13 protein-coding genes are annotated in these 15,826 nt (G+C 61.9%); 9 read left to right on the forward strand and 4 right to left on the reverse strand.

Annotated features, from left to right (window positions below; all coding sequences use genetic code 11):
- Positions 1–2: 2 nt before the first annotated feature.
- The gene (locus ACNFCJ_RS08320; RefSeq protein WP_416770777.1) at positions 3–1,085 is read right to left on the reverse strand and encodes a DUF748 domain-containing protein; all 1,083 of its coding nucleotides are present in this window, start codon (positions 1,083–1,085) and stop codon (positions 3–5) included.
- A gap of 128 nt (positions 1,086–1,213) precedes the next feature.
- On the opposite strand from ACNFCJ_RS08320, the gene cysK reads away from it, so the two are divergent.
- Complete coding sequence (gene cysK / locus ACNFCJ_RS08325; protein ID WP_017677426.1) at positions 1,214–2,185, forward strand: cysteine synthase A; 972 nt, start codon at positions 1,214–1,216, stop codon at positions 2,183–2,185.
- A gap of 103 nt (positions 2,186–2,288) precedes the next feature.
- On the opposite strand, the gene ACNFCJ_RS08330 is transcribed toward cysK, so the two are convergent.
- Complete coding sequence (locus tag ACNFCJ_RS08330) at positions 2,289–3,179, reverse strand: DMT family transporter (RefSeq protein WP_416770779.1); 891 nt, start codon at positions 3,177–3,179, stop codon at positions 2,289–2,291.
- A gap of 223 nt (positions 3,180–3,402) precedes the next feature.
- Between ACNFCJ_RS08330 and aceK the strand changes: the two genes are divergently transcribed.
- The 4 genes from aceK to ACNFCJ_RS08350 all read left to right on the forward strand — a co-directional run bounded on the left by aceK (position 3,403) and on the right by ACNFCJ_RS08350 (position 7,952).
- Positions 3,403–5,121 (forward strand): bifunctional isocitrate dehydrogenase kinase/phosphatase, encoded by a 1,719-nt coding sequence (aceK, locus tag ACNFCJ_RS08335; RefSeq protein ID WP_416770780.1) that lies wholly within the window; start codon positions 3,403–3,405, stop codon positions 5,119–5,121.
- An 87-nt stretch (positions 5,122–5,208) separates the two neighbouring features.
- A complete protein-coding gene (locus ACNFCJ_RS08340) occupies positions 5,209–5,337 on the forward strand; it encodes a PA1414 family protein (protein ID WP_256672061.1) in 129 nt (42 codons plus the stop codon).
- Positions 5,338–5,701: 364 nt separating this feature from the next.
- On the forward strand, positions 5,702–7,267 hold the full coding sequence (locus ACNFCJ_RS08345) for a methyl-accepting chemotaxis protein (protein WP_416770782.1): 1,566 nt from the start codon (positions 5,702–5,704) through the stop codon (positions 7,265–7,267).
- A 91-nt stretch (positions 7,268–7,358) separates the two neighbouring features.
- Positions 7,359–7,952, forward strand: coding sequence for a tRNA-uridine aminocarboxypropyltransferase (locus tag ACNFCJ_RS08350; protein ID WP_416770784.1), 594 nt, complete (start codon positions 7,359–7,361; stop codon positions 7,950–7,952).
- A 64-nt stretch (positions 7,953–8,016) separates the two neighbouring features.
- Here ACNFCJ_RS08350 and ACNFCJ_RS08355 read toward each other — a convergent pair whose 3' ends face one another.
- Positions 8,017–8,415 carry a YbaN family protein gene (locus ACNFCJ_RS08355; protein ID WP_099525335.1) on the reverse strand — a complete coding sequence of 133 codons (399 nt, stop codon included), beginning with the start codon at positions 8,413–8,415 and terminating at the stop codon, positions 8,017–8,019.
- 45 nt (positions 8,416–8,460) lie between these two features.
- Positions 8,461–9,045: a YecA family protein gene (locus ACNFCJ_RS08360; protein ID WP_099525336.1), complete on the reverse strand. Its 585-nt coding sequence runs from the start codon at positions 9,043–9,045 to the stop codon at positions 8,461–8,463.
- A 449-nt stretch (positions 9,046–9,494) separates the two neighbouring features.
- Between ACNFCJ_RS08360 and recQ the strand changes: the two genes are divergently transcribed.
- The 4 genes from recQ to ACNFCJ_RS08380 all read left to right on the forward strand — a co-directional run bounded on the left by recQ (position 9,495) and on the right by ACNFCJ_RS08380 (position 15,797).
- Positions 9,495–11,627 (forward strand): DNA helicase RecQ, encoded by a 2,133-nt coding sequence (gene recQ / locus ACNFCJ_RS08365; RefSeq protein ID WP_416770785.1) that lies wholly within the window; start codon positions 9,495–9,497, stop codon positions 11,625–11,627.
- 90 nt (positions 11,628–11,717) lie between these two features.
- A complete protein-coding gene (locus tag ACNFCJ_RS08370; protein ID WP_416770787.1) occupies positions 11,718–12,878 on the forward strand; it encodes a diguanylate cyclase domain-containing protein in 1,161 nt (386 codons plus the stop codon).
- A 131-nt stretch (positions 12,879–13,009) separates the two neighbouring features.
- Entirely contained in the window at positions 13,010–13,441 is a 432-nt protein-coding gene (locus tag ACNFCJ_RS08375) for a MarR family transcriptional regulator (RefSeq protein WP_106733964.1), read from the forward strand.
- Between the two features lie 337 nt (positions 13,442–13,778).
- A complete protein-coding gene (locus tag ACNFCJ_RS08380; protein ID WP_416770788.1) occupies positions 13,779–15,797 on the forward strand; it encodes a FimV/HubP family polar landmark protein in 2,019 nt (672 codons plus the stop codon).
- Positions 15,798–15,826: the final 29 nt, after the last annotated feature.

The following is a 15,826-nucleotide window of genomic DNA, read 5'->3' on the forward strand; positions in this document are numbered from 1 at the left end:
GCTCAGCTGCCGTCCTGCTGGGGTGGTGGGCGTTCGTAGCGGGGTGTGAAGGCTTCGACGAACGCGTTGCGCAGGATGGCGATGAAGGCCTGGAATGCACTGGTCTGCTGGTCGTGCACGCTGCCGCTGAGTTCGACGCGGGTGGCGAACTGGTCACGGCGCTGATTCTTCAACAGCATCTCGCTGCCGCCGACGATGGCTTCCCATATGGAGCGCAGGACGCCTTTATCTTCATCTTTGACGTCCTGCTCCCAGTCGAACACCTCGACATCACGTAGCAGGGGTTTGATGTAACCGTTGAGCTGAGCATTTTTGGCCTGCGCTTCGATCACCAGGTCGCCGTTGCCGCGTTTGAAGTCGAAGCGGCCGTAGGCGCGGGCGAAGTCGTTGAAGCGCGTCAGGTCGATGTCCTTCGCGCGCAGGCGTAGTTCGAAGTCCTCGAATTGCTCGAACGGGTCGAAGGTCGCCTCGGCTTCCAGTGGCGCGTGCTCCAGCAACAGCGCACGACCTCCGAAGTGCGCGACGCGGTCGCCTGGCTCGTCACCGACGTTGGTGAGGTTGTAGAGGCTGGCGTTGACCTGGTCAGCGCTCAGTTCCACCTGGGGATCGGTACTGAAGTTGTGGAAGCTGATGCGGCCGTCGATCACCCGCAGTTCGTTGAGAGTGATGGGCAGCAGCTTGTTCAACTGATCGCGCCAGTCGGTGCCGGCACCGGTCTGGGTGGCCTGGTCGTTTTCGCCTCCATCGACGAAGTTCAGTTGTGGGCGCTCGAAGAACACTTCCGCGACCACGGCATGTTCCGACCACAATGCCCGCCAGCTTACCGCCAGATCGATAAGCGGCGCGTCGAGCAGCGGTACTGGTACGTCGCCGCTGCTCTTGACGATGCGCAGGTCGTTGATGCGATAGGCGCCGCGCCACCAGGCCAGGTCGATATCAGCGATATGCCCGCGGTAGTCGCCCATGTCGGCGAGCTTGCCGTTGAGGTAGTCGCGGATCAACCAGGGCAGCGTAAGCTGCGCCGCGAGCACTAGCAGCAGTGCAACAAACAGAGCCCTAAGGGGCCAGCTGTAGCGTCGTTTCATCGGACAGTCCATCGAGTGATCTATCTTCGATGGACTGCGTGCGCGGCATTCTGTTCGGCTGGACTGACGCTGCACCTGGGCATAGGCTGGTGCCCCTTATTCATCGTCCATCTGCTTAGGAAGGAATCATGAGCCGCATTTTCGCTGACAACTCCCAGGCCATCGGTAACACGCCGCTGGTGATGATCAATCGCCTGGGGCCGAAAGGTGTGACCATCCTCGCCAAGATCGAGGGGCGCAACCCGGCCTATTCGGTCAAGTGCCGCATCGGTGCCAGCATGATCTGGGATGCCGAGGAGCGCGGCGTGCTCAAACCGGGCATGACCATTGTCGAACCGACCTCGGGCAACACCGGCATCGGCCTGGCCTTCGTCGCCGCTGCGCGCGGGTACAAGCTGGTGCTGACCATGCCGGCCTCGATGAGTCTGGAGCGACGCAAGGTGCTCAAGGCCCTGGGCGCCGAGCTGGTGCTGACCGAGCCGGCCAAGGGCATGAAGGGCGCGATCGAGAAGGCCAACGAGCTGGTGGCCGCCAATCCTGACTACTATCTGCCGCAGCAGTTCGAGAACCCGGCCAACCCGGCCATTCACGAGAAGACCACCGGCCCGGAAATCTGGCGTGACACCGAAGGCGCCATCGACGTGCTGGTCTCCGGCGTTGGCACCGGCGGCACCATCACCGGCGTTTCGCGTTACATCAAGCAGACCCAGGGCAAGCCGATTCTGTCGGTGGCGGTGGAGCCGGTGAGTTCGCCGGTAATCAGTCAGACCCTGGCCGGTGACGAGGTCAAGCCGGCACCGCACAAGATTCAGGGCATCGGCGCCGGTTTCGTACCGAAGAACCTCGACCTGGCGATGGTCGATCAGGCCGAGAAGGTCACTGACGATGAGGCCAAGGCCATGGCCCTGCGCCTGATGCGCGAGGAAGGCATTCTCTGCGGGATTTCCTGCGGCGCGGCGATGGCGGTGGCGGTGCGTCTGGCGGAGAAGCCGGAGATGCAGGGCAAGACCATCGTGGTGATCCTGCCGGACTCGGGCGAGCGCTACCTGTCGAGCATGCTGTTCAGCGATATGTTCACCGAGCAGGAGCTGCAGCAGTAAGGCAGTTGCAGGCTACAGGCTAAAAGCTGAGCCAAGGGTGGATGTCGCTTTTCACATCCACCGCTTTGGTGGATCGATAAAGCGTGATCCACCGACGTCCCGACTACGTTCTGCTCACGCTTGGGCGCACCACCAGCCACAGTGCCAACGCGATCAACACGCAGCCAGGCAGGTAGGCCCAGCTCAGTGGCTCACCCAGCAGCAAAGCGCCCCACAGCACGCCGAATGGCGGGATGAGGAAGGTGGTGGTGCTGGCCTTGATTGGTCCGATATCGGCCAGCAAACGGAAATAAAGCACGTAGGCGAACGCGGTGCAGACCAGGCCAAGGCCGGCCAGCGACAGCCACATCTCAATGCCGCCCCAGCTCGGTGGCGGTTGCAGCGCCAGGCTGCCGCCGAACAGCGGTAGCAGGAACAGGCTGGCACCCGCGAGGCTGGCGAAGGCAGTGAGGCGATTGTCCAGGCCGCCCTGTTGGCCGATCCAGCGCCGGGTCAGGAAGCCGGCGAAGCCGTAGCAGGTGGTGGCCACCAGGCAGGCGCCGGCTCCGAGCAGCAGTTGCAGGTCGAAGGCCACCGGCCCGGTGCGGGTCAGCACCGCCACACCGAGCAGGCCGAGAAATACGCCCGCCGCCTTGCTTGGGGTGATGCCCTCATGGAAGAACAGCGCACCGATCAATACGCCCATCAACGGCGTGGTGGCGTTGAAGATCGCCGAGTAACCAGCCGGTAGGATCAATGCCGCCAGGCAATACATGGCTGAAGGCAGGCCGGCATTGATCACGCCTAAACCCAGGCAGATGCGAAATTTGCCGCGAAAGTCCCAGTCCGTGCGCAGCAGCAAAAGCAGTGCGAGCAGCCCCAGCGCGCCGAAGCTGGCGCGAAAGAACGCGGTCGGCATGCTTCCCAACACGGGGGCGGCAACGCGCATGAACAGAAAGCTGGCGCCCCAGATGGCGGCGAGCAGCAGCAGGCGGAGCAGATCGGCGGTACGCAAGGCGGAGTATCCGGCAGGGTGGGGCCGAGAGTGTTGCCGCTGGGCGGGGTTCTGGCAATCCGCATTGCACTTTCGAATGTTTGGGAGGGGCGCTGCTGCAGCGAAAATGTGGGAGGGGCTTTAGCCGCGACATGCAATCGTGGAGGCTTTGGCGATTCCCGGTTGCATCCAGGCCAGCGTTGTCGGCTAAGCTCGGCTGATCACTGCGGATGAGGCATGCGTAATGGGGCAGCAATGGCCGGCTGGCGAGATCGCTCGCCTGATCCTCGATGGGTTCGATGATTACCGCGAGCATTTTCGCCAGATCACCGATGGCGCGCGCGTACGCTTCGAGCAGGCGCAATGGCAGGAGGCGCAGCAGGCTTCGGCGGCGCGCATCAACCTCTACGAAGAGAAGGTCGCAGAAACCCGCGAGCACTTGTTGCAAGGGTTCGATGCTTCGCTGCTGGAAGTCGGGCAGTGGCCGCTGGTCAAGAGTGCCTACATTGCCCTGATCGACCTGCGCTTCGACGATGAACTGGCGGAAACCTGGTTCAATTCGATCTTCTGCACCCTGTTCAGCCATGACCAGATCAGCGATGGCTGCATGTTCATCCACACCACGCGGCCGTCTCTACGCAACCAGCCCAGCGCGGCGCAGACGCGCAGCTACCGGCCTGCTGGCGAGCTGCATCTGGCACTGCAGATGATCTTCGACGATTACCGCTTCGATGCGCCTTACGAGGACCTGCCTCGCGACCTGCAGCGCCTGGAAGAGCAACTGCGCGCCAGCCTGCCGGACTGGGTCTGCAAGGACCCGCAGCTGTGCATCGAGCTGTTCTCCTCGGTGCTGTATCGCAACAAGGGCGCCTACCTGATCGGGCGCATCTACAACCGTGAGGAGCAGTGGCCGCTGGCGATCCCGCTGCTGCACCGCGAAGGGCAGGGTATCCAGGCTGATGCGGCGATCACTGACGAGGCGGAGGTGTCGATCATCTTCTCCTTCACCCGCAGCTACTTCATGGTGGACGTGGCCATCCCGGCCGAGTTCGTCGGCTTTCTCAAACGCATCCTGCCAGGCAAGCACGTTGCTGAGCTGTACACCTCGATCGGCTTCTACAAGCACGGTAAGTCCGAGTTCTACCGCGCGCTGATCGGCCATCTAGCCAGCACTGACGACCGCTTCATCATGGCGCCCGGTGTGCGCGGCATGGTCATGAGTGTGTTCACCCTGCCGGGCTTCAATACCGTGTTCAAGATCATCAAGGACCGATTCGCCCACGCCAAGACGGTGGACCGCAAGACGGTGATCGAGAAGTATCGCCTGGTGAAAAGCGTCGACCGCGTAGGGCGCATGGCCGATACCCAGGAGTTTGCCGACTTCCGCTTCCCCAAGGCCAAGTTCGAGCCCGAGTGCCTGGCTGAGCTGCTGGAAGTGGCACCTTCCACCGTGGTGGTGGAGGGCGACACCGTGTTGGTACGCCACTGCTGGACCGAGCGGCGCATGACGCCGCTCAACCTCTATCTGGAGAGCGCCAACGAGGCGCAGGTGCGCGAGGCGCTGGACGACTATGGCCTGGCCATCAAGCAACTGGCCGCCGCGAACATCTTCCCCGGCGACATGCTGCTGAAGAACTTTGGCGTCACCCGCCATGGCCGCGTGGTGTTCTACGACTACGACGAGATCTGCTTTCTCACCGAGGTGAATTTCCGCCGTATTCCGCCGCCGCGCTTTCCCGAGGACGAGATGAGTTCCGAACCCTGGTATTCGGTGGGGCCGATGGACGTGTTCCCCGAGGAGTTTCCGCCGTTCCTGTTCGCCGATATCAAGCAGCGCCGTCTATTCAGCCAGCTGCATGGCAACCTGTACGAAGCCGATTACTGGAAACAGTTGCAGGAGGCGATTCGCGCAGGCAAGGTGATTGACGTGTTCCCTTATCGGCGCAAGAGCCCGGTAATTTGACGGCGCTTGGTTGAAATCCGGTTTGTCCGGCCTAATCTGATAAATGAGCCGCTGGCTCTTCCCTTGACTTGGCAGGAGGTCGTACCCATGCTCGCCAAGCTGCAAGAACAACTGCAAGCCCTGTTGCAGGCCCTTGGCCTTGTCCCGCAACCTCAGCCGATTCGTATCAGCGAAGCCGAGCAGGAACGTCTGCGCCGCGAACGTCAGCGTCGCTGAAACTCGTCAGTTGAGCCGGTGGGCCTTGAGCCAAGTGCCTATCAGCTCTGACTGAGCGTCTACTTTTTCATGCCGTTCAGGCCACTCTTATTGGGTTCAGCATGACTGGGCGCGTCTGCACGGTAGACGTCGTTCTGTCTGTTTTCGTATCGGGATGAAAACCGTGAGCTTCTATCCGATATGTCTTGATCTGCTGAAGGCTCAACTCGATCCAGAACACTGTTAAAGACTTGGTGCCAGCCGAAAGCCTGATACGCACTGTTCATCAGACTTTGCGCCTAATCGCTGATTAGCGCTCCTCTGGCGCTGTGCTACTACTTCTAGAAGAAAGCAGTATCTCTTACCCGCTGAAACACCCCCCCGAATGCGCCAGAACCTGCCCGTGACCCAACGTGAACGCACGTTTCCTGCGGACGATCGCCTTATTTCCACGACCGATATGGATAGCCGGATTACCTATTGCAATGATGCGTTTGTCGAGATCAGTGGTTTCACCCGCGAGGAACTGATTGGCCAGCCTCACAATCTTGTACGTCACCCGGATATGCCGCCGGCAGTATTCGGGCATATGTGGGACACCATCAAGCAGGGCAAACCCTGGATGGGTATCGTCAAGAACCGGGCGAAGAGTGGTGATTTCTACTGGGTCAGTGCCTATGTGACGCCGGTTTATGAAGGCGGGCGCATGGTTGGTTATGAGTCGGTACGCTCGTTACCGACCCAGGCGCAGAAGCAGCGCGCGGAGAAGCTTTATGCCCGTTTGCGTGAGGGCAAGCCTGCGGTGCAGGCGATTGAACGCTGGACCTATGGCCTGGTGCGCTCCTGGCCGCTGATCCTGGTGGCCGCGCTCATTCTGTTAGCCCAGCATTTCATGACGGGCGGACTACTGGTCGGCGTTACCTTCGCCATGATGATTGCGTTGGGCGCTTATCAGTTGCATCGCAGCCGCACGTTGATCTTGCATACCCTCGACGAACATCCCAAGGCTTTCACCAGTGAGTTGGTGGCCCTGACCTACAGCGACAACCGGGGCGCGCAGGCGCTGCTGGATATGGCCATGATCAGCGAGGAGGCTCGTTTGCAGACCGCGTTGACGCGCCTTGAAGATGCAGGTGAAAACGTCAAGCGGCGAGCTGCGCAGGCTGCCCAGCTGGCCAGTGCGGGTGCCGAGTTGCTCGACCAGCAACGGGCCGAGACGGATCAGTCAGCTACCGCTATCAATGAAATGGCCGCCACCATTCAGGAGGTCTCGCATAACGTACAGAACACCTCGCATGCTGCCGAGGAGGCGGATCGTCTGGCGTGTGAGGGACGTGATCTGGCCGTCGGCAGTCTCGACTCCATGCGGCAGATGGCCAAGGCCGTCAACGATATCGGTCAGGCGGTCAACGAACTGGCCAACTCCACGCAGTCGATCGGCAGCGTCGCCGACGTGATCACCTCGATTGCCGAGCAGACCAACCTGCTGGCGCTCAACGCTGCCATCGAGGCGGCTAGGGCAGGGGAGCAGGGGCGCGGTTTCGCTGTGGTCGCCGATGAAGTGCGCTCTCTGGCATCGCGTACCCGTCAGTCCACCGAGCAGATTCACCAGATCATCGCTGACCTGCGTGCTGGAGCCGAGCGCGCCGTGGTGACGGCGGGCAAGGGCGAGGAAATTTCCCGTGGCAGCGTGCAGAGCGTGGAGTCGGTCCGCGATGCGTTGGAGGGCATCAGCTCGGCGGTGACGCGTATCACCGGTATGAGCCAGCAGATGGCGGCCGCCTCCGAGGAGCAGAGCCACGTGGCCGAGGACATCAGCCGGCAGATCACCCGTATCGCCCAGCTTTCCGATCACAGTGCTGGCCAGGCGCATCAGGGCGCGGCGATCAGCCGCGAGCTGGAGGAAATGGCGGATTACCTGCACAGCCTGGCGGAGCGCTTCAACCGCTGAACCGTAGCCGGATGTAATCCGAGGCATGCTTCGATGTTCCGGGTTGCATCCGGACTACGCGTTGGCAGGGCGTTCTGGCACACTGCGCGGCATGCCTCGTCCGACCTGCTCCCGCTGCCAGCGCCCACTCAGCCATTGCCTCTGTCCGCTGATTCCCTGCCTCGAGAGTCGCACGCGTGTGCTCATCCTGCAGCATCCGAGCGAGGTCGGGCATGCCCTCAATACTGCTCGCCTGGCTGCGCTTGGGTTGCGCAACGCCGAGTTGCGCGTGGGGGAGGTGTTCGATGATCTGCCGCAATTGCTCGCGCAGCCTGACTATCGAGCCTGTCTGCTGTTTCCCGGCGAAGAGTCCGTCGCCTTGAGCGCTTACGCGCCCGACGAGAAACCGTTGTTGTTGGTGGTGCCCGATGGCACCTGGCGCAAGGCACGCAAGCTGCTGCATCTCAACCCGTCGCTGGCGGCACTGCCGCGTGTGAGCCTGGGGGCAGTGGCGCCGTCGCGTTACCGTCTGCGCAAGGCACCGGAAGAGGGGGCGCTGTCGACCATCGAGGCGGTTGTTGCAGCGCTGGATGTGCTTGAGGCACCACGGGGTTTCGAGGCATTGCTGCAGCCATTTGATGCCTTGATCGAGGGGCAGATTGCGGCCATGGGGGAAGAGGTCTTCATCCGCAATCACCTGCGCTAATGAGGTGCGCGCGGCGCACTGCGTTTGTCGAATAGCCCGAATGCATCCGGAATGCGTCGAGCGCTCAGGGATTGGGCAGGGTTTTCTGCTTGAGGATGTACAGGCTGACCAGCACCGCACTGCTGAGCATGAATACGCGCGCCCATGGCATGGGCACCAGATAGCAGGAAAAGCTGATGCTGGCCCACATCAGCACCAGGGCGTAGATCTTGCCCTTGAGCGGGATGCCCTGGCCTTCCAGGTAATCGCGAATCCATGGACCCAGGTGCGGGTGGGTGACCAGCCAGAGGTAGAAGCGCCGTGAGCTGCGTACGAAGCAGGCCGCCGCCAGCAGCAGGAACGGCGTGGTCGGCAGTACGGGCAGGAAGATGCCGATGACCCCTAGGGCCACGCTCAGCCAGCCGATGCTCAGCAGCAGGTAGCGGACACTGCGGTGGCGGCTTGGCTGGATATCACGCGGCATGTGTGGGTCTTGGCGGCAGCCGGGGCCGGGCCCCGGCTGGCACTGTCAGTGGCGGGGTTTGAGCAGCGCAGGTTTTTCTTCCGGAGCCTGGCACAGCAGGAAGAGGGCGGTCAGCAGCTCGGGAATCTGGTCGATCATGCTGTCCACCAGGTCGCGGTCGCGAGCGATCTCGGCAAATTCCTGCTGCTCGTCGAACAGACCCGAGCCGACCATGATCGGCAGCAGCAGCTCGCTGACTTCGTCTTCGGCATCTTCGAACCACACGGCTTCACGCAGGAACACGCCTTCCATGAAACCGATGCACCAGCCGCGCAGGTCGGAGTCGTCCGGCTCTTCGCCGAGGTCCAGGTCGCAGGGCAGTTCAGGCTCTTCTTCGCCAGCCAGCTGACGGGAGATATGCGCCTTCAGGTGGATCAGGGTGCTTTCGATCTCTTCGCGTTCGGCGTCGCTGCGGTAGTGCGGCGGCTCAGCGAACAGCGCATCGATCCACTCGCGGTCTGGCACCTGATCGGGGCAGATCGCCAGGGCTGTCAGGTAGCCATGGGCGGCCACGTAGTCCAACGCCTCTTCGTGCAGCTCATCGGCATCGAGAAAGGCTTGCAGGCGGGACAGTTGCTCAGCGAAGGACATCGTGGGGTTACCTTGAGGCTTAGGGGATAAACGAGGAAGGATTCTAGCAGGCTGTTGAAAAACTACCTACGTTGCCATTGCTGCGTTAAAAACAGCCTCACAGCCGGGGGCTGAACGCGCTTCAGCGCGGCCCCGAAGGGGTGAGCGAAGCGAATCCAATGCTCATTTACAACTCGTATAAGTCGGACGCGCCCCCGGTCGTTTTTCGCCTGTTTTTGCGGGGCCGCCATCGGTATTGCACTGGCTGCCTCGGCTCGGGCTTCCTGCTTCGCTCTACCTCCTGCATCCATGCAGTCGTCGCCTACGTTTTTCAACGACCTGCTAGTTCACCGCTGCCTCTGCGACCAGCGCGGGTGCTCTACTGACGGCGATTCAACGGCTTCGGACGGGTAGGCGCCCTGTTACCTGCGATCCTGCGGCATAATGCGCGGCTAGATTTGGAGGCCTTCATGCTCGATCACGCCATGCGCATTCTCAAAGACGTTTTCGGCTACGACGCCTTTCGCGGCAATCAGGCTGCGATCATCGAGCGTGTGGCCGGCGGCGGCGATGCCTTGGTGTTGATGCCTACCGGTGGCGGCAAGTCGCTATGCTTCCAGGTGCCGGCACTGATGCGCGAGGGCCTGGCGGTGGTGGTTTCACCGCTGATCGCCTTGATGGACGATCAGGTGGCCACCCTCGACGAGTTGGGTGTGGCAGCTGTGGCGCTGAATTCCACCTTGAGCCCTGACGAGCAGCGCGAGATCGCCGACCGTATCCGTCGCGGGCAGATCAAGATGCTCTACCTGGCGCCCGAGCGCCTGGTGCAGCCGCGTATGTTGAGCTTCCTGCAGGGCCTGGATATCGCCCTGTTTGCCATCGACGAAGCGCACTGCGTGTCACAGTGGGGGCACGACTTCCGGCCTGAGTACCTGCAGCTCGGCCAGCTTGCTGAGCTGTTTCCCAATGTACCGCGTATCGCCCTGACCGCCACCGCGGACAAACGTACCCGTGAGGAAATTGTCCAGCGCCTGCATCTGGACAACGCCGAGCGCTTTCTGTCGAGCTTCGATCGGCCGAACATCTTCTATCGCATTCAGCCCAAGGATCAGCCGCGCAAGCAACTGCTCGGTTTTCTCGCAGCGCGCAAGGGCGATGCCGGCATCGTCTATTGCCTGTCGCGCAAGAAGGTCGAGGAGGTTGCCGACTTTCTCAGCAGTCAGGGCTTCCCGGCCTTGCCTTATCACGCCGGCCTGCCCAACGAATTGCGTGCCTTCAATCAGAAGCGCTTCCTCAATGAGGAAGGCCTGATCATGGTGGCCACCATCGCTTTCGGTATGGGCATCGACAAGCCTAACGTGCGCTTCGTCTGTCACCTCGATCTGCCCAAATCGCTGGAAGCCTACTACCAGGAGACCGGTCGCGCCGGCCGCGACGGTCTGCCGGCCGATGCCTGGATGGCTTACGGCCTGCAGGACGTGATCTTCCTCAAGCAGATGCTCAACAATTCCGAAGGCGACGAGCGCCACAAGCGCATCGAGCAGCACAAGCTCGATGCCATGCTCGCACTGTGCGAGGAAACACGCTGCCGCCGTCAGGCGCTGCTGGCCTACTTCGATGAAGAATTGCCCAACCCCTGCGGGCATTGCGATAACTGTATCGATGGCGTCGAGACCTGGGATGCCACCGAGCCGGCGCGTCAGGCGTTGTCGGCGGTGTACCGCAGTGGCCAGCGCTACGGCGTCGGCCATCTGGTGGACATTCTGCTGGGCCGCGACAACGAGAAGATTCGCGCCGCCGGTCATCAGCACCTGGCAGTGTTCGGCGTCGGCAAGGGTTTTTCCGAAGTCGAGTGGCGAACCCTGTTCCGCCAGTTGGTCGCACGCGGCCTGGCCGATGTCGATCTGGACGGTTTCGGCGGTTTGCGCCTGACTGAGTCCTGCCGGCCGCTGCTGCGTGGTGAGGTCAGCCTGCAACTGCGTCGTGAGCCCAAGCCGGCGCAGGCGGCCAAGGCCTCCAGTAGCGCCGCCAGCCAACTGGTGCGCGGCCATGAGCGGGACATGTGGGAGGCGCTACGCAGTCTGCGTCGTAAATTGGCCGAAGAGCACAGCGTACCGCCGTACGTGATCTTCCCTGATGCCACGTTGCTGGAAATGTTGCGCAGCCAGCCCAGCTCGCTGAGTGAAATGGCCGAGGTCAGCGGCGTCGGTGCGCGCAAGCTGGAACGCTACGGCCAGGCCTTCCTGGAAGTACTCAACGGCATCGGCGCGGATGACACGCCACCGCCGGTGACCGATCTGCGTCATGAGCTGGTCAGCCAGGCTCGCGCCGGTATGACCCCGACGCAAATCGCCGGCCAATTGGGTTGCAGCGAGAAGAACGTTTACAGCCTGCTGGCCGAGGCAATTGCCCAGCAGCAACTGACTTTGGAGCAGGCGCTGGATCTTCCTGAGGAGCTGTTGGGCGAGATTCAGGAGACCTTCCTCGATGGCGAGGGCGAGTTACCGGCGGTCAGCGAGATTGCCCCGCTGTTCGCCGGGCGGGTCGACGAAGCGGTGCTCTACTGCGTGCGTGCGGCGCTGCAGGCCGAGTTCGAGATCTAAGCGTCCTCGGTGAAACTTGGCAGCCTGATTCTGGCGGCATTTCGATCGCAGGGCTAAGGTGTGGGCAGGCCGCCAGATAACGAGGTGAGGGTGCCTGACTATCACGCCTGGTACGACGAGGTTCGTCCGAGCCCTTATGCCGAGCAGTTGAGCCTGGGGTTTCGGCGGTTGCGTTTTTCCCGCGCTCTCGAGCGTGAATATCGTGCGTATATGCTTGAGGACGGCTTCGAACTCAAACGTATCGCGCTGTGCGTCGCCACGGTCATCTGGCTGGCCCTGACGGTGCTGGACATGTTGGTGGTGCCTGCATCGCACCTGGGCTGGGTGATCGCAGTGCGCCTGGTGGCGCTGGTCATCCTGCTGGTTTGCGCGACCCTGATCCTGCGGCGGCGCCACAGCCATCTTCTGTTGCCGCTGAGTATGATCTGCATCCTCGTGCTCGGTGTGGGGGCAACGGTGATTGTCGGTATCGCTCATCGCGCCGACCCTGGCTACCCCTATGAAGGTCTGCTGCTGGTGAGCATGGCGGCGTACTTTCTGGTCGGCCTGCGTTTGAGCGAGGCCCTTGCCTGTTCTCTGGTGGTGTTGCTCGCCTATGTGCTGGCGGAATTGGCCGCAGGGCTGCCGGCTCCACGATTGATCAACAACCTGTTGTTCCTGGGGTTCGGCAATCTTATCGGCGCCGTCGGTTGCTACCTCCTGGAATACAAATCACGCGAGCATTTTCTGATCAGCCGCCTGATGCATCTGCTTGCCCACCACGACAGTCTTACTGGGCTGCACAACCGTCGCAGTTTCAACCGACAGTTCGAGCGCCTTTGGCGCCAGGCGCAGCGTGAGGGCATATCGCTGGCACTGCTACTCTGCGACATCGACCATTTCAAGACATACAACGATTGCTACGGCCATCAGGCTGGCGACGCGGCTTTGCAGCGTGTCGGAGCACTGATCGAGCAGGCTGCGCGGCGGCCACTGGATATGGGCGTACGGCTTGGCGGTGAGGAGTTCGCGCTGTTGTTGTTCGACATCAGCGCCGATGAAGCCAGGCTACGTGCCGAGGCTTTGCGCCATTCGCTGGAGGAAGCGGGCATTGCTCACCGCGGCTCCGGGAGCGCCGATGTACTGACCATGTCCATCGGCATCGCTTGCCTGAGCCCCGATAGCCAACCTGAATTGAGCCAGCTGTACGAACAGGCTGACCGAGCGCTATACGAGGCAAAGGCTTTCGGGCGTAACAGGGTTGCGCTCTGAATTGGAGTGGTGGGCAAGGTGTCGGTCGCATTCTGCAATGCACGTGGCGCAATCTGCGCTTGCCCTGTGCATCGGGTTATGGCTAGCTGGCTAATAATTAGTTTTTGACCTTTGTATGAGTCCGCTTGCCCATGTCTTATCCCGATCAACATCGCTTTGCCATGCAGGTTGCCCAGCTTTCCCGTGCCTGGCGTTCCGAACTCGACAGGCGCCTGGTGGGCCTTGGCTTGTCCCAGGCTCGCTGGCTGGTGCTGCTGCACCTGGCGCGTTTCAGCGAAATGCCGACCCAGCGTGAATTGGCGCAGAGCGTCGGCGTAGAAGGGCCGACTCTGGCGCGTCTACTCGACAGCCTCGAAAGCCAGGGGCTGGTGATTCGTGTGGCGGTACCCGAAGACCGCCGTGCCAAGAAGATTGCGTTGCAACCGAATGCGCAGCCTCTGATCGAGAAGATCGAGGCGATTTCTACCCAACTGCGCCATGAAGTCTTCGCCGGTATCGACGAGGATGATCTTCGCCGCTGTCAGCAGGTGCATGCTCGAGTGCTCGGCAACCTGATGAAGTGACTACCTGGACCGTCAAAAAACCGATCATTTTTTGATCGGATATTTTTTGTGCCTAGTTTTTGACTGATTCAGCTTGATGGCACTGTGCTTTCGTCGGCAAACTGGCGTCCAAGCCGCTACTTTGTGAATTAGTAGCCATAATGCAATTCGAGGCGGTCTCGACAAGGACCTTGTCGCTCGTTCTCGGAATTATCAAGGGCGCCAGCCTCCCGGCCAAGGGAAGCTCAGACAGGAAGTCGAGGAGGTGGCGTTCGAGCCGGATAAACCTGGAGGTCACATGGCTCGGGTGCGTCAGTTAATGTTGGGTTTGGCGTCGGGGTCCGCTCTCTATTCGGGAATGGCGCCAGCGCTCGGTTTGGGTGAAATCACGCTGCATTCGGCGCTGAATCAGCCTTTCGAGGCGGAAATCGAGCTGCTCGAATTGGGCGACCTGGGCGCGCAGGATCTGCGTGTCGGTCTGGCCTCAGCCGAGGTGTTCAGCCGTTCAGGTGTCGAGCGCTTCTACTTTCTCAATGACCTGCGTTTTACGCCGCTTCTGCAGGGTTCACGTAGCGTAATCCGCGTAGTATCCAACCGCCCGGTGCGCGAGCCATACCTGAACTTTATCGTCGAAGTGGCGCGTCCCAACGGCCAGCTACTGCGTGAATACACGGTTCTGCTCGATCCACCTGGCTCTTCGGCTTATTCCGCTGTAGCCGCGCCAAGCGCTGCTGCCGTATCGCAGCCCTCTAGCCGCACCGCAGCACCAGCCCCGTCAGTCAGAGCGGTTACGCCGCCGCGTGCATCTGCTGGACACCGTCATCAGGTCAGCCGTGGCGACAGCCTTTGGTCTATCGCCGCGCGTCTGCGTGAGCAGGGCAGCACGTTGTCTCAACAGGCGTTGATGGAAGGCATTCTTGCTCTCAACCCGAATGCCTTTGCTGGCGGCGATCCAAGTCGTCTACAGGCTGGCGCCGACCTGCTGCTGCCGGATGCCGCCCGTGCGGAGGCTGTCCAGCCGACCGCTGCTCCGGTCGCTGCCGAGGCCGCACCTGCGCTCGCTGAAAACACTGCCGAAGGGCCTGTAAGCGCACCTCTGGCTGCCCTCGAATCCGCACCGCAACAAACCGAAAGCCTGGAGCTGTTGGCCGAGAAACAGCGTCAGGTCGATCTGGAGCTGGCCAACCAGGCTGCGGAAAACCTGCAACTGCAACAAGGGCTGGCGCAACTGCAAGTGCAGCTGCAGCAGTTGCAGGAGCAATTGGCGCAGAAGGATGCTCAGTTGGCTGAGCTGGCAGCGCGTACGCCGGCCGAGCCGGTCACCCAGCCCATAGCCGCCGCGCCGATCAGTATCGAGCAGGTGCCCGCAGAACGTGGCTGGTGGTCGACATTGTTGGCTGGTGGCATTGGGCTTCTGCTGTTGCTCGGCGCGCTGTTCTGGGCTGTGCGGCGCCGTGGCGAGAAAACCAAACCTGTGGTGCAGGTCCAGCCAAAGGCGCAGCCTCGTCCGCAACTCGCGGCGGTTGCCGTTCCCGTTGATGCTGCTCCGGTGGCCAAGGCTGTACCGACGCCAGCCCCGGCACGTGCTCAAGGGCCGGTCGACCCGCTCGAGGCGGCCAATGTCTACATTGCCTACGGTCGTGTCAGCGAGGCGCGTGGTGAGCTGAGCAAGGCACTGGCTCAGGACCCGCAGCGCAACGATCTGCGTTTCCGTCTACTGGAGGTGCTGGCGCTGTTGGGCGATGGGGCGGGTTTTGCGCGTGAGGAGGCCGTGCTGCGTGCCGAAGAGTTCGACACCGCACGCATCGATGCGCTGAAGGCGCGTCATCCTGATCTGCTGGCGACTCAGCAGGCACCGACCGAGCCTGTGGCTGCGCTGCAGCCAGCGGCAGTGCCTGCGACTGAACCTGATTTCCAGCTCAACCTCGACGACCTGTCGCTGGATGCCGACTGGGATCTGGTCAGCCCTTTCCCTGCTGCCGCCAAGGCCAAACCCAAGGCTGCTGCAGAACCGGAGTTCGATCCGTCGTTCGCCAGCAATCTGCAGGAGCTCCCGGAGGTGTTCGAGCTGCATCATGAAGACGAGCAGTTGAGCGCCTTGGGTGAGATGGAAATGGTGCTGAGTGATGACGCGCCGGGGCTGGATGACAACTTCCTCGACGTTTTTGCCGGCGATGCTGATGCCACTGCCGCGCTGCAGGGCGACATCGACCACCTGGCAGGCAACCCGGAGCATATGGCCCAGCTTAACCAGGCGCTGGCCTATATCAAACAGGGCGATATCGCCACCGCCTGCGACATCCTCAACGAGGTGATCGACCACGGCGATGACGAGCAGAGGAAGGCCGCGCGCCAGTTGCTGGCGGAAATCGCCTGAGCGCCTCTGCTGCTGCACCTGACGAGGCC

Origin of the sequence: Pseudomonas sp. NY15364, from assembly GCF_048068235.1 — a bacterium.
GTDB lineage: Bacteria > Pseudomonadota > Gammaproteobacteria > Pseudomonadales > Pseudomonadaceae > Aquipseudomonas > Aquipseudomonas mendocina_D.